Annotated in this window: 18 protein-coding genes; 11 read left to right on the top strand and 7 right to left on the bottom strand. The window is 69.8% G+C overall.

The genetic code is table 11. The features are described 5' to 3' along the window. The first annotated feature begins 15 nt into the window (after positions 1 to 15). Positions 16 to 2379: a transketolase gene (locus tag N8I71_RS07945; RefSeq protein ID WP_262877421.1), complete on the top strand. Its 2364-nt coding sequence runs from the start codon at positions 16 to 18 to the stop codon at positions 2377 to 2379. A 2-nt stretch (positions 2380 to 2381) separates the two neighbouring features. On the opposite strand, the gene N8I71_RS07940 is transcribed toward N8I71_RS07945, so the two are convergent. Then, entirely contained in the window at positions 2382 to 3212 is an 831-nt protein-coding gene (locus tag N8I71_RS07940) for a fructosamine kinase family protein (protein ID WP_262877420.1), read from the bottom strand. A gap of 157 nt (positions 3213 to 3369) precedes the next feature. Between N8I71_RS07940 and N8I71_RS07935 the strand changes: the two genes are divergently transcribed. Genes N8I71_RS07935 through N8I71_RS07925 form a run of 3 tightly spaced genes read left to right on the top strand, consistent with a single transcriptional unit; the run spans position 3370 to position 6309 of the window. Further along, a complete protein-coding gene (locus tag N8I71_RS07935) occupies positions 3370 to 4425 on the top strand; it encodes a pyridoxal-phosphate dependent enzyme (protein WP_262877419.1) in 1056 nt (351 codons plus the stop codon). Next, entirely contained in the window at positions 4418 to 5584 is a 1167-nt protein-coding gene (locus N8I71_RS07930) for a M24 family metallopeptidase (protein WP_262877418.1), read from the top strand. Before N8I71_RS07935 ends, N8I71_RS07930 begins: the two co-directional genes overlap by 8 nt. Next, complete coding sequence (locus N8I71_RS07925) at positions 5581 to 6309, top strand: maleate cis-trans isomerase family protein (protein ID WP_262877417.1); 729 nt, start codon at positions 5581 to 5583, stop codon at positions 6307 to 6309. The genes N8I71_RS07930 and N8I71_RS07925 overlap by 4 nt, the downstream gene beginning before the upstream one ends. Before the next feature lie 8 nt (positions 6310 to 6317). On the opposite strand, the gene N8I71_RS07920 is transcribed toward N8I71_RS07925, so the two are convergent. Continuing rightward, positions 6318 to 7256, bottom strand: coding sequence for a LysR substrate-binding domain-containing protein (locus N8I71_RS07920; RefSeq protein ID WP_262877416.1), 939 nt, complete (start codon positions 7254 to 7256; stop codon positions 6318 to 6320). 190 nt (positions 7257 to 7446) lie between these two features. Between N8I71_RS07920 and N8I71_RS07915 the strand changes: the two genes are divergently transcribed. The 3 genes from N8I71_RS07915 (at position 7447) to N8I71_RS07905 (ending at position 10386) form a co-directional block, all read left to right on the top strand. Further along, entirely contained in the window at positions 7447 to 8436 is a 990-nt protein-coding gene (locus N8I71_RS07915; RefSeq protein ID WP_262877415.1) for a TRAP transporter substrate-binding protein, read from the top strand. A 127-nt stretch (positions 8437 to 8563) separates the two neighbouring features. After that, on the top strand, positions 8564 to 9130 hold the full coding sequence (locus tag N8I71_RS07910; protein WP_262877414.1) for a TRAP transporter small permease: 567 nt from the start codon (positions 8564 to 8566) through the stop codon (positions 9128 to 9130). Further along, positions 9127 to 10386 carry a TRAP transporter large permease gene (locus tag N8I71_RS07905; protein ID WP_262877413.1) on the top strand — a complete coding sequence of 420 codons (1260 nt, stop codon included), beginning with the start codon at positions 9127 to 9129 and terminating at the stop codon, positions 10384 to 10386. Before N8I71_RS07910 ends, N8I71_RS07905 begins: the two co-directional genes overlap by 4 nt. On the opposite strand, the gene N8I71_RS07900 is transcribed toward N8I71_RS07905, so the two are convergent. The 4 genes from N8I71_RS07900 to N8I71_RS07885 are packed head-to-tail and all read right to left on the bottom strand — an operon-like array spanning position 10383 to position 14719. Further along, a complete protein-coding gene (locus N8I71_RS07900) occupies positions 10383 to 10709 on the bottom strand; it encodes a thioredoxin family protein (RefSeq protein WP_262877412.1) in 327 nt (108 codons plus the stop codon). The genes N8I71_RS07905 and N8I71_RS07900 overlap by 4 nt on opposite strands. 17 nt (positions 10710 to 10726) lie before the next feature. Next, positions 10727 to 11536, bottom strand: coding sequence for an aspartate dehydrogenase (locus N8I71_RS07895; RefSeq protein WP_262877411.1), 810 nt, complete (start codon positions 11534 to 11536; stop codon positions 10727 to 10729). Further along, on the bottom strand, positions 11529 to 12521 hold the full coding sequence (locus N8I71_RS07890) for a dihydrodipicolinate synthase family protein (RefSeq protein ID WP_262877410.1): 993 nt from the start codon (positions 12519 to 12521) through the stop codon (positions 11529 to 11531). Before N8I71_RS07890 ends, N8I71_RS07895 begins: the two co-directional genes overlap by 8 nt. Next, complete coding sequence (locus N8I71_RS07885) at positions 12518 to 14719, bottom strand: xanthine dehydrogenase family protein molybdopterin-binding subunit (protein ID WP_262877409.1); 2202 nt, start codon at positions 14717 to 14719, stop codon at positions 12518 to 12520. The genes N8I71_RS07890 and N8I71_RS07885 overlap by 4 nt, the downstream gene beginning before the upstream one ends. Positions 14720 to 14810: 91 nt before the next feature. Between N8I71_RS07885 and N8I71_RS07880 the strand changes: the two genes are divergently transcribed. From N8I71_RS07880 to N8I71_RS07865, 4 genes are all read left to right on the top strand, one after another. Next, positions 14811 to 15722, top strand: coding sequence for a LysR family transcriptional regulator (locus N8I71_RS07880; protein ID WP_262877408.1), 912 nt, complete (start codon positions 14811 to 14813; stop codon positions 15720 to 15722). Between the two features lie 143 nt (positions 15723 to 15865). Beyond that, entirely contained in the window at positions 15866 to 16501 is a 636-nt protein-coding gene (locus tag N8I71_RS07875) for a carboxymuconolactone decarboxylase family protein (RefSeq protein WP_262877407.1), read from the top strand. A gap of 34 nt (positions 16502 to 16535) precedes the next feature. Continuing rightward, positions 16536 to 17087 carry a 3-hydroxyanthranilate 3,4-dioxygenase gene (locus N8I71_RS07870; RefSeq protein ID WP_262877406.1) on the top strand — a complete coding sequence of 184 codons (552 nt, stop codon included), beginning with the start codon at positions 16536 to 16538 and terminating at the stop codon, positions 17085 to 17087. A 3-nt stretch (positions 17088 to 17090) separates the two neighbouring features. Next, positions 17091 to 17687, top strand: a complete 597-nt coding sequence (locus N8I71_RS07865) for a flavin reductase family protein (RefSeq protein ID WP_262877405.1) — start codon at positions 17091 to 17093, stop codon at positions 17685 to 17687. A 44-nt stretch (positions 17688 to 17731) separates the two neighbouring features. On the opposite strand, the gene N8I71_RS07860 is transcribed toward N8I71_RS07865, so the two are convergent. Then, the gene (locus tag N8I71_RS07860) at positions 17732 to 19207 is read right to left on the bottom strand and encodes a 4-hydroxyphenylacetate 3-hydroxylase family protein (RefSeq protein ID WP_262877404.1); all 1476 of its coding nucleotides are present in this window, start codon (positions 19205 to 19207) and stop codon (positions 17732 to 17734) included. Positions 19208 to 19246: the final 39 nt, after the last annotated feature.

The following is a 19246-nucleotide window of genomic DNA, read 5'->3' as shown; positions in this document are numbered from 1 at the left end:
GGGGAGAAAAGGTGCATGTCCCATCTCAAGACGATCGAGCAGAGGCTTCTGTGGCTGTCGCACTGGATGATCCATAACGCCAACCACGTCCGGCCCAACCCCGACGGGATCAAGGTGGGTGGGCACCAGGCCTCCTCCGCCTCGATGGTCTCGATCATGACCGCGCTCTACTTCTCCGCGCTGCGCCCGGAGGACCGGGTCGCGGTCAAGCCGCACGCCTCGCCCGTGTTCCACGCGATGCAATACCTGATGGGCAACCTCCCGCGCGAGAAGATGGAGGCTTTCCGGGGGTTTGGCGGCGCGCAGAGCTATCCGTCGCGCACCAAGGACGTGGACGATGTGGATTTCTCCACGGGCTCCGTGGGCCTCGGCGTGGGGATCACCGCGCTCGCCTCGATGGTGCAGGACTTCATCGCGGCGAAGGACTGGGGAAGCGACGTGGCCACCGGGCGGATGGTGGCACTGGTGGGCGATGCCGAGATGGACGAGGGCAACGTCTACGAGGTCCTGCAGGAGGGCTGGAAGAACGGCCTGCGCAACACCTGGTGGATCATCGACTACAACCGCCAGTCGCTCGACGGGATCGTGCGCGAGGGGCTTTTCGGCCGGATCGAGAAGATTTTCGACGCCTTCGGCTGGGACGTGGTGCGGGTGAAATACGGCGCGCTGCAGCGCGCGGCCTTCGCCGAGCCCGGCGGCGACCGTCTGAGGGAATGGATCGACGCCTGCCCGAACGCGGAATACGCGGCCCTGACCTACATGGGCGGCGCGGTCTGGCGAAAGCGCCTGATGGACGATCTCGGCGACCAGGGCGATGTCACCGCGCTGATCGACCGGCGGTCGGACGCGGAACTGGCCGCGCTGATGGAGAACCTCGGTGGCAACTGCGTGGAGACGATGGCCGAAACCTTCGCGCGGATCGACCATGACCGGCCGACGTGTTTCCTGGCCTACACGATCAAGGGCTGGGGCACGCCCATCGCGGGGCACAAGGACAACCACGGCGGGCTGATGACGAAGGCGCAGATGGCCGAGTGGCAGCGCCATATGGGGGTGCCGGAGAACCAGGAATGGGAGCCCTTCGCGGGCGTCGCGGACGTGGACGGCCTGAAGGCCTTCCTCGCATCGGTCCCCTTCTTCGCCAAGGGCGCGCGGCGCTATGCCGATGCCCGCCTGCCCGTGCCGGGGATCGAGGCGCCGAAGGACCGCGAGATCTCCACGCAGACCGCCTTCGGCAAGATCCTCGACGAACTGGCGCGCGGAGACAGCTCGCTTGCCTCGCGCATCCTCACGACCTCGCCCGACGTGACCGGAACGACGTCGCTCGGCCCATGGGTGAACCGCCGCAGGCTCTTCGCCCGCGAGGCGCTGCCGGACGCCTTCATCGAGCATCGCATCCCCTCGACCGCGAAATGGAACTTCGCCCCCGAGGGCCAGCATATCGAGCTCGGCATCGCCGAGATGAACCTGTTCCTCCTGCTGGGGGCCGCCGGACTTGCCCATAGTCTGTGGGGCAAGCGCGTGATCCCCGTGGGCACCGTCTACGACCCCTTCGTCCATCGCGGCCTCGATGCACTGAACTACGCCTGCTACCAGGACGCGCGTTTCATCATCGCGGGCACGCCCTCCGGCGTGACGCTCGCGCCGGAGGGCGGCGCGCACCAGTCGATCGGCACGCCCCTGACGGGCATCGCGCAGGACGGCCTCGCCGCCTTCGAGCCGGCCTTCGCCGACGAGCTGGCGGTCATCATGGAATGGGCTTTCGACTACCTGCAGCGCGACGGCGAGGGCGACCCGGACGAGCGCACGTGGCTTCGCGACGAGACCGGCGGCTCGGTCTACCTGCGGCTCACGACGAAGCCGCTGGAACAACCCGGAAAACGCGCCGACGACGCCTTCCGTCAGGGCACCATCGATGGCGCCTACTGGCTGCGCCCGCCGGGGCCGAACTGCTCGGTCGTGATCGCCTACCAGGGCGCGGTCGCCGACGAGGCCATCGCGGCTGCCGGCATGATCGCAGAGCACAGGCGCGACATCGCGGTGCTCGCCGTGACCTCCGCCGACCGGCTGAACGCGGGCTGGACGGCCGCGCAGCGCGAGCGGGCGCGCGGCAACCGCTCCGCCCGCGCCCATGTCGAGCGCCTGCTCGACCCCCTGCCCCGGCATTGCGCGATCCTGACCGTGATCGACGGGCATCCCGCGACGCTCTCGTGGCTGGGTGCCGTGGCGGGCCACCGGACGATCCCGCACGGGGTCGAACACTTCGGCCAGACCGGAACCATCGGCGACCTCGCCCGGCATTTCGGGATCGACCGGCAGACCATCGTGAACGCGGTGAACGAGCTGACCGTGGGCGCGCCGTCGCGGATCGCAGGCTAAGGCTAGGCGGCGATCCGGTCCAGGAGCCGCTCGACCATCGCCCGGTATCCCGCGCCGAACAGGCGCAGGTGCACGAGCGCGGGCCAGAGCTGGTAGACCGCGCGGCGAAGCGCCGTTTCCGATGTGTCCGGATCGGTTCCGTATGCGTCGCGGAAAGCGGGCGGCGGGTCACCGAAAAGGCCGAGCATGGCGAGGTCCACCTCCGCATGGCCATGGTAGCTCGCCGGGTCGATCAGCCAGGCCGCGCCGGCCTCGTCGAAATGCACGTTCCCGGTCCAGAGATCGCCGTGCAGCAGACTCGGCCGGGGACGCTCCGGCAGGATCGCGGCGATCCGGGGCGACAGGGCCTCGATCCGGCCGGCGAGGTCGGGCGGCAGGTCCGAGGCATCGGCCAGCAGCCGCCGTTCGATCCAGAAGCGCGGCCAGCTTCCATGCCGGCCGTTCCGGATGACGACGGGGCCGAAGGCATAATCTCGGTCCCAGCCAAAGCCGTCGCCCGCCCCCCCGCCGTCGTGAAGGAGGCGAAGCGTCTCGCCCAGGCTCTTCCAGTGGTCCGGCCCGGGCGCCGACGCCGCCGGTCCCGCATCCTCCAGGACAAGGACCCCCGGCCCCACCGTCAGCGGTTCGGGCGCGCGCGCGCCCGTGGCCCGGATCGCGGCCAGCATCGCGCCCTCGGCCTCCGGGTCAGGCCCGGACTTGGCGACGATGTTCCGTCCCGAGGTGGTGATGAGGCGCACGACCTCGGACAGATCCCCGCCATGGAGCGGTGTCCAGGACACGGCCTCGTCGCCCAGTAGGTGGCCCGCGGCGCGCGCGAGCGGATGGAGCGTCATGTACCTGTCCCCGCGGTCGGCCGCTGCGTCTGGCGACCCTATCCCGCCTACCCCGTGGAAGGACACCCCCCGCGTGCCGCCGCCCTTTTTCGCGCGACGGCAAAGGTGGCGCCCCCGGCCAGCCCTGTTAGGATGACCGAGGGAGGGGCCGAACTGCATGGTTGAAGACTACCGAAATCCTCATCGGGGGAAGGGACTGCCCGGCCTCGCCCCGCTGCCGCTCGACGACGCCACGGCGGTGGGCGCACTTCTTTCGCTGTGCCCCGCCCATGCGGCCACGCAGCTCTTGTCGCTGCCCGGCCTCGCGCGGGAGATCGGCGTTGGCACCCTGCAACTGAAGGACGAACGCGACCGGATGGGACTGGGCAGTTTCAAGGCGCTGGGGGCCGCCCATGCCATCGCCCGCGAGGCAAACAAGGCGCGCGCGGCGCGTGGTTCGAACTGGTCCGAGGCGTTGCACGGGCGCGTCTACGCCACGGCGAGCGCCGGAAACCACGGCCTGTCCGTGGCCGCGGGCGCGCGGCTCTTCGGGGCGCGCGCGGTCGTCTTTCTCTCCGACACCGTGCCCGAGGCCTTCGCCGCGCGGCTGGCCGCCAAGGGGGCCGAGGTGCGGCGCGCAGGCGCCACCTACGAGGACAGCATGGAAGCCGCCGAGGCCGAGGCCGCGCGGCAGGGCTGGACGCTGCTGTCCGACAGTTCCTGGCCGGGCTACACGGAAATGCCCCTCCGCGTGATGGAGGGCTACCTGCAGATCGGCGCCGAGATCGTCGACCAGATCGACGCACCGCCCACCCATATCTTCCTGCAGGCGGGCGTAGGCGGCATGGCGGCGGCGCTTGCCGCGCTTTTCCGGCGGGCCTGGGGTGAGGCCCCCGTCATCGTCGTGGTCGAGCCCGAGGCGGCGCCCGCGATCCTGGAAAGCCTGCGTGCGGGCGCAATTAAGACAACAGCGGGGCCGGTTTCGTCCATGGGGCGGCTCGACTGCAAGACGCCCTCGATGATCGCGCTTGCCGGTCTCGCGCGGGATGCCGACCAGGTGGTGACGGTCACCGAGGCCGAAGCCGCTACGGCCGTCGCGAGGCTGTCGACGGAGGGATTGGAGACCACGCCCTCGGGGGCGGCCGGGATCGCAGCGATGCTGGCCGGGCGCCCTCCGCTGCCGCCCGACGCGCGCGTGCTGGCCATCCTCAGCGAAGGCCCCGAGGATGCCTGAGCGCTCGCTCGTCTTCCCGCCGGAGGAGTTCCGCGACCGCACCCGCCGGCTTCAGGCGGCGATGGCGGAATCCGGGCTCGACGCGCTTCTCCTGACGACGCCGGCGGACATCTTCTACGTCACCGGCTTCCTGACCCGGTTCTGGGAAAGCCCGACGCGGCCCTGGTTCGTGGTCGTGCCCGCCTCCGGCGACCCCATCGCCGTGATCCCCGCCATCGGCGCGGACCTGATGGGCCGGACATGGCTCGGAGATATCCGGACCTGGGTGTCGCCCGCCCCCGAGGACGACGGCGTGAGCCTTCTGGCCGGAACGCTGCGCGACACGGTGGCGGAGGGCGGACGGATCGGTCTGCCGATGGGGCGCGAGACGCACTTGCGCATGCCGCTGGCCGACCATGCCCGCGTCGCGGCGGCGATCGGCGCGCGCTGCTTCGTCGAGGGGACCGCGCCGCTCCACCGCGTGCGCGAGGTGAAGTCCGCGCGCGAGGTGGCCGCGATCCGCGAGGCCTGCGCCATCGCGGGCCGTGCCTTCGACCGCGTGCCCGAGATCGCGGCGGCGGGCGTTCCGCTCGACGCCGTATTCCGGCGGTTCCAGGCGGTTTTGCTGGAGGAAGGCGCCGACTGGGTGTCCTACCTTGCAGGGGGCGCGGGGCCCGGCGGCTACGGCGACGTGATCTCGCCCGCAGAGCCGCGAGCGCTGTCTCAGGGCGATGTCCTGATGCTCGATACCGGCGCCGTACGGCAGGGCTATTTCTGCGATTTCGACCGCAACTATTCCATCGGGCGGGCCGATGACGCGAGCCGCCGGGCTCACGCGGCGCTGTTCGAGGCGACGGAGGCCGCGCTCGACGCGCTCCGCCCGGGGATGGAGGCGCGCGAGGCCCATGACGTGATGCACCGAAGCCTTCTGTCGGCGGGTCAGACCCCGCTCGGCGGGCGGCTGGGCCACGGGCTGGGGATCGCGCTGACGGAATGGCCCTCGCTGACGGATTGGGACGCCACGCCGCTTCGAGAGGGGATGGTCCTGACGCTGGAGCCGGGCGTTGAGATCGCGCCGGGCCGGATCATGGTGCACGAGGAGAACCTCGTCCTGCGCGCCGATGGCGCCGAGCTCCTGTCACCACGCGCACCGGCCGAACTTCCGGTGGTCGGGCAATGACCGGCACCTTCCCCTACCGGCTGTGCGAGGATCCGCGCCCGCGCTTCGGGGCGGTCGTCCTGCAGGTGGACGAAACCGTGGAGGAGGACCTGCGCCACGCCTTCCCGCCGGATGCAGCGCGCCTTCATGTCAGCCGGGTGCCGTCCGGCGCGGAACTGACCGCCGGGACCATCGCGGAGATGGAGGGGCACCTGACCCGCGCCGCCGCCCTCCTGCCCGCCGTGCCTCATGACGCGGTCGCCTATGCCTGCACCTCGGGCACCAGCCTGATCGGCGCGGTCCGGGTCGCCGACCTGATCCGCGCGGGCTGCGACTGCGCCCATGTGACGAACCCGCTGACAGCCGCGCTCGCCGCCTTCTCCGAGATCGGGGCGGCACGCATCGCGCTCGTCTCGCCCTATATCGCGGAGGTCGCCGAGCCGATCCGCGCGGCCTTCGTTGCCGCGGGCCACGAGGTGCCCTCCGCCGTCTCCTTCGGCGAACGCGTGGAGGCGCGCGTGGCGCGGATCGACCCGGCCTCGATCCGGGAGGCGGCGCTCCGTGCGCTCGACGGGTCAGGGGCCGATTGCGTGTTCCTGTCCTGCACCAACCTGCGGACGCGCGAGATCCTCCCCGCGCTTTCGGCCGAGACGGGACGGCCGGTCCTAAGCAGCAACCATGTCCTCGCCTGGCACATGGCGCGGCTGGCCGGCATCGAGGCTCCACGGCTGCACGCGACCTCTTAGCCGCCCTGTCAGCCGAGCTCGGCCGCCACCTCCTCGACCGCGGCGATGAAATGGCGCGCGGCAGGGGTCAGGTCGGCTTCGGCCCGCGTGACGATGCCGATCTGGCTTTTCGGGAATTCCGGCCCGCCCTCGACCATGGCGAGCGTGCCCATCGCGGCGTAGGTCCGCGCCAGCGTGAGCGGCATCGCACTGAGGACATCCGCGCTCTGGACGAGACGCAGATTGACCATGACGGCCGAGGATTCCGCGACGACGCGGGGCGCGCCCAGGCCCGCGGCGATCAGCGTCTGCTCGGTCTCCACCCGCGTCATCGTCGTCACCGGCGGCAGGACCCAGTTCTGGTCGCTGAGACGGCGCGCGAGGTCCCCGCCACTGGAAAAGATCGGGTGGTCGGGGCGGGCCACGATGCAGAACTCCTCCCGGTAGAGCAGCCGCATCCGGAATTTCGGGTCGCGCCGCGCGGGCAGACGACCGAGCACCACGTCGAGATCCCCCACCGCCAGCGCGGGCAGGAGCACGTCCTCCGTCGTCTCGGAAATCGAGGCGGTGATCCGGGGAAACCGCTCCGCGAGCCGTCCCAGCGACAGCGGCAGAAGCGTCGTCGAGGCCGAGATGAGCGAGCCGATCTTGACCCGCCCCGTCTCGCCACCCGAGAGCGCCTTCAGCTCCTCGCCGAGCTGGCGCACCTCCGACAGGATGCGCCGCGCGGTGTTGAGCGCGATCTGCCCCGACGCGGTCGGCGCGACGTGGTAGCGCGAGCGCTCGAACAGGCGCGCGCCCACGAGGTCCTCTATCTCGCGCAGAAGTTTCGTCGCGGCGGGCTGGGAGATGGCGAAACGCTCGGCCGCGCGCGAGATGCTGCGCTCCTCGTCGACGCTGACGAGGAAGGCGAGGTAACGGAGCTTCAGCCGGTTGTTGAGCTGCGCCGCCGAGACGGGTGGTTTCATGGACAGGGCCCCGCGCGACGCCACCGAGGCAACGGCGACCATCCGCTTCCTTCCGGTAGCTTTTGCATATGTCACAGGTTATACGAATTACCGAAGATTGCCATTGGTTCCGGCGATTTTCGGGGGAAAACTCGATGCAACCGCTGGAAAAGCGGGGAAAACGTAAAACGGACCGTCAGGGAGACGAGACATGACCATCAGGACTTCCATCGCCGCCGCGGCGGTGGTCTTTGCGGGCACCGCAACCATCGCCGGCACGGCCGCGGCCGAAGACTTCCGCCTCGGCTTGCTCACGCCGCCGCAACACATGTGGACGCTGGCCGCCAACAGCTTCGCGGAGCAACTGGCCGAAGCCTCGGGCGGCGCGCATTCGGTGGAGGTCTTCCCTGCCCGCCAACTCGGCAACGAAGCCGAGATGCTGCAGCTGATGCAGACCGGCGCGCTCGACATGGCGATCATCACGGTCGCGGAAATCTCCAACCGCGCGCCCGAGTTCGGCGCCTTCTACGCGCCGTTCCTCGCCGACGACATCGCCCATGCGGGCCGCATCCTGCGCACCGACGAGACGCGCGCCCTCCTCGACAGCCTGCCGGGCACGGTGGGTGTCGTGGGCATCGGCTACGGCATGGCGGGTCTGCGCCAGATCGTCGGCCGCGGCCCGCTGGAGAGCGCGGCCGACCTCGACGGCCTGAAGGTCCGGATCACCCCGTTCGAGCCGATCCGCGACTTCTACGTGGCGCTCGGCATGGCGCCGACGCCGATGCCGCTTCCCGATGTCTACGACGCGCTGGCCAACGGACAGGTCGACGCGGTGGACATGGACGCCGAGATCATCTGGCTTCAGCGCTATTCCGACCATGCGCAGACGATGCTGGAGACCAACCACATGATGTTCCCGGCGGTGGCGCTTGTCTCGGCACGGATCTGGGCGGGCCTTTCGGAGGAGGACCGGGCGATGATCTCCGAGCTTCTGGGCGCGGCCATCGACAGCACGATCGACAGCTACGTCGCGCAGGATCCTGTCTGGCTGGCGGATATCGCGGGCACCGGGATCACCTACACGGCGGTCGATGCCGATTTCTTCGCGGATGCGACCGCGGCGTGGGATGCGATCTGGAGCGAGCGCGCCGGCGATACGCTGACCACGCTTCGCGCCGTGGCCGACGCCACCCGCGAGTGATCCTCAGCCCGGCAGCCGTGGCCCAGGCTCGCGGCTGCCGAACGACGGGGGGTGCCACGGCACCCCCGGCCGCACCGGTCCCGTGGACGGAGTTTCGCGGGGCCCGCGGTCCGAGAGAGTGCCGCCCATGTTTCTGAAACGCATCTCCCGGGCCTGGGCCCGGGCCGAGCTTGCCGCAGCGGCCGCACTGGCCGTGGCGATCACCGGCCTGATCCTGACCAATGTCGTGACCCGGGCGATGAACAACTCGATCTTCTGGATCGACGAGTTGGCCATTTACGCGATGATCTGGATGGCGTTCCTCGCCGCCTCGGCCTCGCTTGCGCATCGCGACGCGATCTCGGTCACGTTCCTGAAGGAGGTGCTGCCCGCCCCCGCGGCACGCTGGATCGATATCTTCGTGGATGTGGTCGTGCTGGGCTTCGCGCTGGCGATGGTCCATTTCTGCTGGCGCTGGTTCGATCCGATCGACTTCGCCCGCGCGGGCTTCGACGTCATCGCCTTCCAGGGCGCGACCTTCAACTTCATCTATTCCGAGCCGACGATGACCATATCCGTGTCCAAGGTCTGGGTCTGGATGGTCATGCCGCTTTTCGCACTCGGCGCGACGTTGCATGCCGTGGCCAACCTCGTCGCGCGGCTTTCGGGCGCCGAGACCGCGGAGGCCATTCCTCTTCCCGGAGACCGCCCATGACCGCCGCCGTCTTCGGCCTGCTGCTGTTCGGGGCCGTGCCCATCGCGCTTGTCCTCGTGATCAGCGCGATCTGGTACATCCAGTCGAGCGGCAACGAGGTCCTGTTCGACAGTTTCGCCCAGCAGCTTTTCGCGGGGGTCGAGAGCTACGGGCTCATGGCGATCCCGCTCTTCATGCTGACGGGCGAGCTGATGAACGAGGGCGGCCTGACCAAGCGGCTGATCAACGCCGCGCGGGTGTTCGTCGGCGGCTTCCGCGGCGGCCTCGCCTACATCAACCTGCTGGCCAACATGTTCATGGCCGCGATCATCGGCTCGGCGGCGAGCCAGATCGCGGTGATGTCGCGCGCCATGGTCCCGGAGATGGAGCGCGAGGGGTATGACCGCAGCTTTGCCGCGGCGACGACGGCGGCGGGCGGCCTGCTGTCCCCGATCATCCCGCCCTCGATGCTGTTCGTCATTTACGGCGTGCTGGCCCAGGTGCCGATCGGCGACATGTTCCTCGCGGGGATCCTGCCCGGCCTGATCCTCGGCGCCGCCTTCTGCGCGGTCATCACGGCCATCGGCCTTGCGCGCGGTTTTCCCAAGGGCGGGTGGATGTCGCGGCCCGAGGCGTTGCGCGCGCTGCGCGACTGCGCGCCCGCGGCACTGATCCCGGTGGCGATCGTGGGCGGCATCCTTCTGGGCATCGCGACGCCCACGGAATCGGCGGCGGTCGCCTCTCTCATCGCGTTTCTGATCGGCTGGCTGCTCTATGGCGAAATAAAGCTCTCCCACCTCGCCGAGGTCTTCGTGCGCACCGCGAAGAACGCGAGCCTCGTGATCTTCCTCGTCGCCGCCGCCAATGTCTTCGGCCTCGTGATCGTCTACGAGGCGATCCCGCAGCAACTGGCCGAGCGGCTGTCGGCGCTGACGTCGAACCCTTTCGTGTTCCTGCTGATCCTCAATGTCGGCCTGCTGCTGATCGGGATGGTCCTCGACGGGATCTCGGCGCTGATCCTGATCGGGCCGATCCTGCTGCCCATCGCCACGGGGATCTACGACATCGATCCATACCAGCTTGGCGTCATCATGTGCCTCAACCTCGTGCTCGGCCTGCTGACGCCGCCCGTGGGCGCGGGCCTCTACATCGCCGCCGCCATGTCGCAGGCGAAGCCCACCGACATCTTCCGCGAGCTTCTGCCCTTCATCCTCGTGGTGATGGTGGTTCTCGTGATGCTCAGCTACTGGCCCGCGATCACGACCGCTCTGATCTAGGTGCGCGCGATCGTCTCGTGCACCCATTGCGCCAGCGCCGTAGCGGGCAGGCCACCGACCCGGCGGCCGATCTCTGCTCCCCGGTGGAGCAGGAGGAAGGTCGGCGTCGCCTTCACGTTCCAGGCCTCGGCCAATGGCTCCTCGGTGGAGATATCGACCTTGAAGACGGCGAGATCCTCGCCCAGCGCCGCCTCGATCCGCGCAAGCGCGGGGTCCAGCATGCGGCAGGGCCCGCACCACGGCGCCCAGAAATCGACGAGCGCGGGCGTCTGCCCCAGCGCGGCGAGGGTCGTGGCGAAATCGGCCGTCGTGAGGTCCTTCAAGGGCGGTCTCCTTGTGCTCAGAGGCAGAGCGGCAGGACGGCGTTCTCCACCGCGCGAACGAGGCTGAGCGCCGTCAGTTCCGACGACTTGGGGTTGCTGGCCGATGGCGCGTTCTCCAGGTCCACGCGCATCCGGCCCGCCGCCCCGTCGATCTCGATGACATGGCGGTTGCGGCTCAGCGCGGGGTCCGAGACGATCTCGACTTCCGTCCGGTCGAGGCCGATCCCTGCAAGCGCCGTCGTGGCGGTGGCGTTCGCGTTCTGCGGGTAGAGCCGCGCGGCCTCGCGCGCGCTGCCCCGAAACAGCGTGACGGCACCCGGAGGGGCATCGGCGAGGATCGCCTCGCCGGGCGTCCCGGCCCAGGCGGTCGGCGGCTTGGCGATGGTGTGGCGCACGCTCTCCACCGGCAGGACGGAGGCCGCGCGCAGCGCGTCGATCCCGCCGATGGCGCCGGGCGTGATCTCGATCCGGGACCTCGCGCGGACGGCATGGGCGATGAGCGCCTCGCGGAAGGCGTCGTCGGCCAGCGCGCTGGTGGAGGCCACGACGAGGCGCGGCGCGGCGTCGAGCGCGGCTCCCGCCCATTGGCGGAGCGCCTCACGCCCCGCGGCCTCCAGCACGAGGTCGGGGGAGAGGTCGGACAGGGCGGCGGGATCGTCGATCAGGACCGCCCCCGGCGGCAGCGGCGTGCGTGGCACCGACCCATTGCGAAGGGCGACCGCGACCACCCGCGCCGGCGTGCCGCGTTCGGACAGGAGCGCGGCGACACGTGTCGCGATGGCACCCCAGCCGATCAGGACCAGCCGTAGCGGCCGCGCCTCAGCCATGGCGCATCGCCCCGCTGTCGATGCCGCCAAGCCCGCAGCCCTCGAAAGCCGACAGGATCGCGACCTTCTCGGCCTCGGTGAGGTCCAGGAGCGGGCGGCGCACCGGCCCGCCGGCCTGGCCCAGAAGCTCCTGCCAGTACTTCGCGTGCGCCTGCGGCTTCTCGGGCGGGCGCGTCGCCTCGAAGGCCTCGCGCACCGGCTCCAGCGTCTTCCAGATCGCCCGTGCGCCCGCCGCGTCGCCCGCGAAGGCACGCTCGGTGTAGTCGTTCATCCGCCGGTCGGCCGCGGTCTGGAACAGGTAGGGCGGGTTCGAGCAGAGGTAGCACTGCCACCCAAGCTCCAGCACGTTGTCGAGCCATTCGCGCTCGGACGCGGTCGAGACGATGATCCGGTCCCCGGCCAGTTCGGTCAGGCGGACATACATCTCGCGCGGGACGGAATACTTGATCGCGACGATGTTGGGGATGTCCGCGATCCGGGCGCAAAGCTCGGGCGACATCAGGTAGCCCGCGTCGGGATGGCTCCACATGGCGATGCCGATATCCACCTGCTCTGCGATGTGGCGGTAATATTCGTAGACCGTCTCGTCCTGGCTGCGGAAGAAGGACAGGACGGGGGCGTGGATGACCACGAAATCGGCGCCGATCGCCTCGGCATGGCGGGCCAGCTCGATCACCGTGTCGAGGTTCTGGTCGGAACAGGACAGGATCGTGCCGCCCCCGCCCGTGGAGGCGGACCCCAGTTCGTCCACAGCGATCTCGAAGACCGCCTTCCGCTCCTCCAGCGACATGGAGAAATATTCGCCCTGCTTGCCCCCGACGAAGATGCCGTCGATGCCGAGATCGTCGGTCCAGTGCCGGAGGTTGCGGCGGAACCCTGCCTCGTCGAGCGAGAGATCGGGCGCGAAGGGCTGCGTCGCCGCCGCCCAGATGCCGCGCAGATGCGCGCGGGCGTAGTCCTTGGCCTCGGATTTGCGGTATCTCACCTTTCGCCTCCCGTGCTGACGTCGTGGATCGCCTCCCAGATGCGGGCGGCGGTGAAGGGTGGGTCGATGCGCGTCACGCCGAGCGGGCGGAGCGCGTCGTGAATGGCGTTCGCGATGGCGGCGGGCACACCGATGTTGCCAGCCTCCCCCACCCCCTTCGCGCCCAGCGCGTTCGCGGCGGAGGGAACCGGCGCGCTTGTCAGGCGGACGGGCGGAATGTCGGAGGCACGCGGCACCTGGTAATCCATGAGCGAGCCGGTCAGAAGCTGGCCGCCCTCGTAGACGATCCGCTCCATCAGCGCCTCGCCGACGCCTTGCGCGAGGCCGCCGACGAGTTGCCCCTCGACCAGGCGGGGGTTCAGGACGCGGCCCGCATCGTCGACCCAGTGGATCGGCCCGAGCGTTGGCATTCCGGTCTCGACGTCGATCTCCACCGTCGCGGCGACGGCGCCCGAGGCCCAGGCCTCGGCCGGTGCGGTATACCGGTGGTCGATCTCCAGTGTCTCCCCGCGCTCGGTCGCGGCGGCGGCGAGGCCGGACCAGGACAAACCGGCACCGGCCGATGAAACGAAGCCACCGGGGGCGAGGCCCACCTCGTCCGGGCCGCATTGCAGCGCCTCGGCGGCGCGGGCGCGGGCAAGCCCGAGAAAGAGGTCGCAGGCCTCGGCCATCGCCGTCGCCCCGATCGCCGTGGATCGGCTGGCCAGCGCCCCGATCGCCTCGGGCAGAAGGCCGGTGTCGCCGGCGCGGACCTCGATGGCGTCCGGGGCGAGGTGCAGACGACCCGCAAGCAGCCTCGCCGTGGCCGAGAGCCGCCCCTGCCCCTGCGCCGTCGATCCGGTGACCGCGGCGATGCGTCCATCGGGCCGCAACGCGATGCGCGCCGTCTCGAAGCCCGCGCCACAGGGCTCGGCGTAGAGGGCGAGGCCAAGGCCCGCAATCCGGCCATCGGCGCGGGCGGCGTCTCGGGCGGCGCGCAAGGCCGCGAGGTCGGCCGTGGCGTCGAGCCGGTCAAGGAGCCCCGGAAAATCCGAGGCATCCAGCCATTCGCCCGTCGGCGTCCTGGCGGGCAAGGCCGCGCGCGGAATGGCGTTGCGGCGGCGCAGGTCCAGCGCATCGATGCCGGTCGCGGCGGCGACCTCCTCCACCAGCCGCTCCATCAGCATGGCGGCCTCGGGCCGTCCCGCCCCTCGATAGATGTTCATCGCGGCCCCGCCGCCCATGCGGGCCCGGGCCTTGATGTCGATGGCGGCGATGCCGTAGGGGCCCGGCAGGATGCGCGCCGCGTTGCGCGTGGGGACCGCCGCCGAGAACGGCATCCAGGAGCCGAGGGGAAAGTCGACATCGGCGCAGAGGCCGATGAAGCGCCCCTCCGCGTCGACGGCAAGCCTGCCCGAAAGCGTCCCGCCGCGCCCGTGGCTGGCCGCGAGGAAATCCTCGCTGCGGCGGGCCGTCCAGCGAACGGCGCGCCCGGTACGCAGCGCGGCCAGCGCCACGAGCACGTCCTCGGGATAGATCGAGGCCTTGCCGCCGAAGGCCCCGCCGACGTCGGGGGCGATAACGCGCAGTCGGTCGGGGGACAGGCCGAGGATGCGCGCGAGATCGTCGCGCGCCCGGTGCGGCGTCTGGGTCGAAAGCCAGACCCTCAGCTCCCCATTGGCCTGTGGCACGGCCAGCGCGGCGCGGGGTTCGAGGGTGAAAGGACTGACGCGAGGATGCGCGATCCGGGCGGAGACCACGTGCACCGCGGCGGCGAAGGCCGCGTCCACGTCACCCGCCGCATAGTCGAATGACAGCGCATCGGCGCCTTCCCCGGCCTCCTCCTCGATCTCCAGCACGATCGCCTCGGCCAGGTCGGCGGCCCGCTCTCGGTCGGGATGCAGGATCGCGGCGACGGGCTCCCCCGCCGCGGCGACCCGGCCCGCCGCCAGGATGGGCGACGGATGGGGCACCATGCCGGGAACGAGCGGGTTCACACCGGCGCGTCCCAGCCCCTCGAGATCGGCCGCCGTCAGGATCAGCGTCGCGCCCGACGCCGCCGAAACGTCGAGCGAGACGATCCGCCCCGGCCCCGCATCGGCCCTGAGCACGTGCAGAAACAGCGCCTCCGGACCGCCGAGATCGTCCACGAACCGGCCTGCGCCGCGCAGAAGCGGCGCATCCTCGCGGCGGGTCTCTGGGGCGATGGGGTCCGGCATGACGCTCGCAATCGGGGTCGTTTTCCCTTTCTAGCCGGCCATGATTGATATGATAATCACAGAAAGTCAGATCAATTCATTTGGAAAATCTATGGCCGAAACCCTCAAGCAACTGCGCAGCTTCCGCAGCGTGGCCGAAACCGGAAGCTTCACCGAGGCCGCACAGGGCCTGGGCCTGTCGCAGCCGGTGGTCTCGGGCCATGTCCGCGACCTGGAGACGACGCTCGGTCTGCCGCTCCTCACCCGGACGACGCGGAAGATCGCGCTGACGGAGGAAGGGCGCGCCTATCTCGCGGAGGTCTGCGTGGTGCTGGACCGGCTGGAGCAGGCGCGCGCGCGGGTGCGCCTGCTCGCCGAGACGCGCGCCGCGCGCCTCGTCATCGCCGCGCCACCGGTTCTGGCCGCCACGCTCCTGCCGCCGGTGATGGCGCGCTTCGCCGGGATCCGGCCGGAAGTGCGGTTGAGCCTGCTCGACGTGCCGACCGGGGCGATGCGCGAGGCGCTGGCGGCGGGCCGGGTTGATGCCGCGGTCGGCACCTTCGACCCGGGCATTCCCACAGCGACCCGGTTGCAGGTGCTCCGCGACCGGCTGATGGCCTTCGTCCCCGCCGACAATCCGCTGTCCCGCCGCGGCGCGCTCGGCTGGGCGGACCTCGCGGAGGCCGATCTGATCCTGTTGCGCCCGCCGAGCGGGATCCGCGGTCTCGTCGATGCGCAGGCGGCCCGCGAGGGGGTCACGCTCCAGCCGCGCCACGAGGTGGTCAACGTCATGACCGTGCTGGCCATGGTGGAGGCCGGCCTCGGTGCCGCGATCCTGCCGAGCTATGCCGCGACGGGCCTCGGCGCACGGGCGATCCGGGCGGTGGACCTTGCAGGCTCGCCCGCCCCGCGCGAAATCGCCTTCGTCACGCCCGCCGGACGTCCGGCACCGCCGGCCGCGACCGAGTTCGCCCGGCTTCTGCGGCGCGAGGCCCGGCGCCTGACAGCGGGCAAGGCGGAATGACACCGATCGGACCATCGCCGCCCTAGAAGGCCTCGCATAACCGAAACAACATGCGACGCGGGGCGATCCTGATTGGAAATCGCGAGTGCGATTTGCCAGTCTCGGGGGAGGAACGGGACAAGACGCCCAAGGAGGAAACGCACGTGTCACGGCTGCCAACCGCAGATCTCGACGATCTTTCCGAGGAATACCGAGCGCCGCTCGACGTGATCCGCGCCTCCAACGGCTACATTCCCAACAGTTACCGCATCCTCGCGCACCGTCCCGAGATCCTGATGGCCTTCATGGCGCTGTCCAAGGCCGTGATCCGCGACGAGGGCACGCTCGACCGCGGCTTCCGGTTCCTGGTGGCCTACATCTCCTCCTCCACCGCGGGCTGCCAGTTCTGCCAGGCGCACAACATCCAGTCGGCGGCGAGATGGGGCGTTCCGGAGGAAAAGCTCAACGCGATCTGGGACTACGAGGAAAGCCCCCTCTTCACCGAGGCCGAGCGCGCGGCCTTCGACCTCGCCCGCGGCGCCTCGCTCACGCCGAACGCCACGACCGACGCCGACATCGAGCGTCTGAAGGCGCATTTCACCACGCCGCAGATCGTCGAGATCCTGTCCGTGATTTCGCTCTTCGGATGGCTGAACCGGTTCAACGACACCCTGCGCACCGCGCTGGAAGAGCACAATCTGGACTGGGCGGAAGCCTTCGGGTTACACGAGAAATCCGCCTGGGACCCGGCCGAACACCTGCCCGAGGGGGTCGATCCCACCCGCTTCGCCAAGGCCTGAGACCCGCACCGCCCCAAAGAAGGAGGATGGCACCATGAACGATCAGTCAGGAACGCCGAAATTCGCGCCGGCGCTGCAGAGCTTCAACCTGATGAAGTGGATCGACGAGAACCGCGACAAGCTGAAGCCGCCGACCGCCGCGAAGACCATCTTCGCGCAGGACGATTTCATGGTCACGGTCGTGGGCGGCCCCAACAGCCGCACCGACTACCACATCAACCAGACCGAGGAATTCTTCTTCCAGCTCAAGGGCGAGATGACGCTGGGTCTGCAAGTGGACGGCAAGGCCGAGGCCGTGAAGATCGGCGAGGGCTGCGTCTATCTTCTGCCCGCGCACGTCCCCCACGCGCCGATGCGGGGCCCGGACACCGTGGGCATCATCGTCGAGCGCATCCGCAAGGGCGGCATGACCGACAAGCACCGCTGGTACTGCCAGAACTGCAATGCGGTCCTGTGGGAAAAGACGGCCTTCATCGAGAACCTCGAACGCGACATGCCGCCGATCTTCGAGGAATACTATTCCGACCCGCAGAACCAGGTCTGCGACAATTGCGGGCATGTGAACCCGGGCCGTCCCGGAGGCTGATCCATGGAAGACAGTCGTCCGAAGCGGAAGGCGCAGGGCGCCGGGCCGGACGAAGAGGCGCATCTGCCCTTCTCTCATTCCGTGACACGCAATGCGGCCGCTGATTGCGTGGAGGCCGACGACTTCCGCGCGGGCATGCGCCACATGGCCGGCGGGGTGAACGTACTGACCACCTGCACCGGAGGCGAGCGCTACGGGCTGACGGCGACATCGGTCTGCGCGCTCTCGGCCGAGCCGCCCCGCCTTCTGGCCTGCGTGAACCAGCGCGGGACGACCTTCGACGCACTCCGCCGGAGCCGGGCGCTCGCCATCAACGTCCTGACCGACGACCAGGCCGAGACGGCGATGCGCTTTGCCGGCATGGACGGCGGTGGGGGCGACCGGTTCGACGGCGGCGGCTGGGAGGCGGGCATCGGCGGGTTGCCCATCCTGCGCGCCGCCGCCTGCCGCTTCGAATGCGATGTCGCCGAGATCGTCGACGCCGCCAGCCACGCGATCCTGATCTGTGACGTCGTTGCCGTCTCGTTCGGGCGCGCGGGTGCGGGCGCGCTGATCTACCGGCATGGCGCCTTCTTCCGGCTGGGCGGCGCGGGCGCCTGACGCGTCTCCCGGACCTCGACCGCGCCCAGTCGGAGCGGGCGGGCCTACTCGGCGGCTTCGGGAACGCCCGCCACGGGGCCAGGCAATTCCATCCGGTCGAGGATACCGTCGACCATGGCGTGGAACCTGTCCCACGGCGCCTCGCGGAAGCTGTGGCCGCGCACGATGAAGGAGGCGCCGGGGAAGAACTTCTCGTATTGCTGGTGCCGCCCCGCGAATTCCGAGCCGACGAGGTCCCAGGCCAGCTTGAAGAGCTTCATCCGGTCGAGCGCCGAGCCGTTTGGCGAGTGCCAGTAGGTGCGGAATTTCTCGAAGAGCTCCGGGTTCTGCGCGATCGTGCCGTCGGCGGGCATCTGCAACACGCCCCCGCCGCAGAGCGTGCGCACCGTGTCGATGATCGCAGAATAGCTCTCCACGCCCCAGTTCAGCCCGGCATACATCATGCGCCGGTTGTAGGTGACGTAGCCCGGCACCGGCCATTCCTCGCAGGCCTGGATCTGCCCGGCGATCACCGCGTCGATCAGCGCCTCCATCGCGGCGAGGCGGCCCAGCGTCTCGGCCACGGCGGGCACCTTGTGGGCGCCGTTGGCCTGCGCGACCCGGCTGGCCAGCCCCACCAGAAGCTGCAGCTTGACCGCGAAGCGGACGTTGGAGTGGTGGTTGCCGTAGCTGTGCGCCGGCGTCTGGATATAGAGCCCGCGCGAACGCATGGGATCGTTGTGGACGAAGACGCGCTCCCAGGGGACGAGGACATTCTCGAACAGGACCATCGCGTCGGTCTCGTCGAAGCGCGCGGCCATCGGCGCCTCGAACTCCGAAACCGCCTCGCGCTCGTAGGATTTCCGCGACCAGAGCGACAGGCCCGGCGTCGCGACAGGCATCGAGAAGGTGATCGATTCCGCCTGGGCCTCGGGCGAGAGGGGCAGGATATTGCCGACCCAGATCTCGTCGGCCAGCACACCGCCGGTGGCCAGCATCTTCATGCCCGACACGATCACGCCCTCGTCGGTCTCGGCCACCACCCGACAGGACGGGTTCTCGTAATTCGCCTGCTGGTAGGCGCTGGCGTCGCGCGAGCCCTGCGGCGAGACGATGGCGTGGGCGGCGTACATGTCGGTCTTGCGCATGTGCTCGTAGAAGGCGGTCAGGTTCTCCGCCCGCTCCTCGAAGAAGCCGGGCAGGATCGACATGCCGGTGACGAAACTTGCGATGTAGTCCGGAGAGCGTCCGAGAAAGCCGTAGCTGAGTTCGGCCAGTTCCCGGTGGCAGCGCGTGCGCGCGGCGAGGTCCCCCGCCGATGTCGCGCGCTTGTAGTACATCGAGAAGAGCTCACCATCCTCCTCGTAGGCCATCACGTCCCGGCGGGCGGGATCTGCCTTGGCGTCGTAGAACTCGGCGATGGTGCGGGCGGCGTTGCGGAAGGCGGGATGGGTGGTCACGTCCTCGATCCGCTCGCCCCCGAGATAGACGACCCGCCCGTCCCTCAGGCTTTCCAGGTACTCCGTGCCGGTCCTCAACATGCCCTGTCCTTTCGACGCCTGCGACGCTGTTCGCAGGGG

The organism is Roseicyclus sediminis, from assembly GCF_025515305.1.
Classification (GTDB): Bacteria; Pseudomonadota; Alphaproteobacteria; order Rhodobacterales; family Rhodobacteraceae; genus Roseibacterium; species Roseibacterium sediminis.
This window is presented reverse-complemented; position numbering and strand designations above follow the sequence as displayed.

What these genes read in the sequence shown, in the direction of transcription:
- N8I71_RS07885 (WP_262877409.1), bottom strand. Translation starts at nt 14,719, where the DNA reads ATGCCGGACCCCATCGCCCCAGAGACCCGCCGCGAGGATGCGCCGCTT.
- N8I71_RS07880 (WP_262877408.1), top strand. Translation starts at nt 14,811, where the DNA reads ATGGCCGAAACCCTCAAGCAACTGCGCAGCTTCCGCAGCGTGGCCGAA.
- N8I71_RS07870 (WP_262877406.1), top strand. Translation starts at nt 16,536, where the DNA reads ATGAACGATCAGTCAGGAACGCCGAAATTCGCGCCGGCGCTGCAGAGC.
- N8I71_RS07935 (WP_262877419.1), top strand. Translation starts at nt 3,370, where the DNA reads ATGGTTGAAGACTACCGAAATCCTCATCGGGGGAAGGGACTGCCCGGC.
- N8I71_RS07910 (WP_262877414.1), top strand. Translation starts at nt 8,564, where the DNA reads ATGTTTCTGAAACGCATCTCCCGGGCCTGGGCCCGGGCCGAGCTTGCC.
- N8I71_RS07940 (WP_262877420.1), bottom strand. Translation starts at nt 3,212, where the DNA reads ATGACGCTCCATCCGCTCGCGCGCGCCGCGGGCCACCTACTGGGCGAC.
- N8I71_RS07915 (WP_262877415.1), top strand. Translation starts at nt 7,447, where the DNA reads ATGACCATCAGGACTTCCATCGCCGCCGCGGCGGTGGTCTTTGCGGGC.
- N8I71_RS07860 (WP_262877404.1), bottom strand. Translation starts at nt 19,207, where the DNA reads ATGTTGAGGACCGGCACGGAGTACCTGGAAAGCCTGAGGGACGGGCGG.
- N8I71_RS07865 (WP_262877405.1), top strand. Translation starts at nt 17,091, where the DNA reads ATGGAAGACAGTCGTCCGAAGCGGAAGGCGCAGGGCGCCGGGCCGGAC.
- N8I71_RS07920 (WP_262877416.1), bottom strand. Translation starts at nt 7,256, where the DNA reads ATGAAACCACCCGTCTCGGCGGCGCAGCTCAACAACCGGCTGAAGCTC.
- N8I71_RS07905 (WP_262877413.1), top strand. Translation starts at nt 9,127, where the DNA reads ATGACCGCCGCCGTCTTCGGCCTGCTGCTGTTCGGGGCCGTGCCCATC.
- N8I71_RS07945 (WP_262877421.1), top strand. Translation starts at nt 16, where the DNA reads ATGTCCCATCTCAAGACGATCGAGCAGAGGCTTCTGTGGCTGTCGCAC.
- N8I71_RS07930 (WP_262877418.1), top strand. Translation starts at nt 4,418, where the DNA reads ATGCCTGAGCGCTCGCTCGTCTTCCCGCCGGAGGAGTTCCGCGACCGC.
- N8I71_RS07925 (WP_262877417.1), top strand. Translation starts at nt 5,581, where the DNA reads ATGACCGGCACCTTCCCCTACCGGCTGTGCGAGGATCCGCGCCCGCGC.
- N8I71_RS07895 (WP_262877411.1), bottom strand. Translation starts at nt 11,536, where the DNA reads ATGGCTGAGGCGCGGCCGCTACGGCTGGTCCTGATCGGCTGGGGTGCC.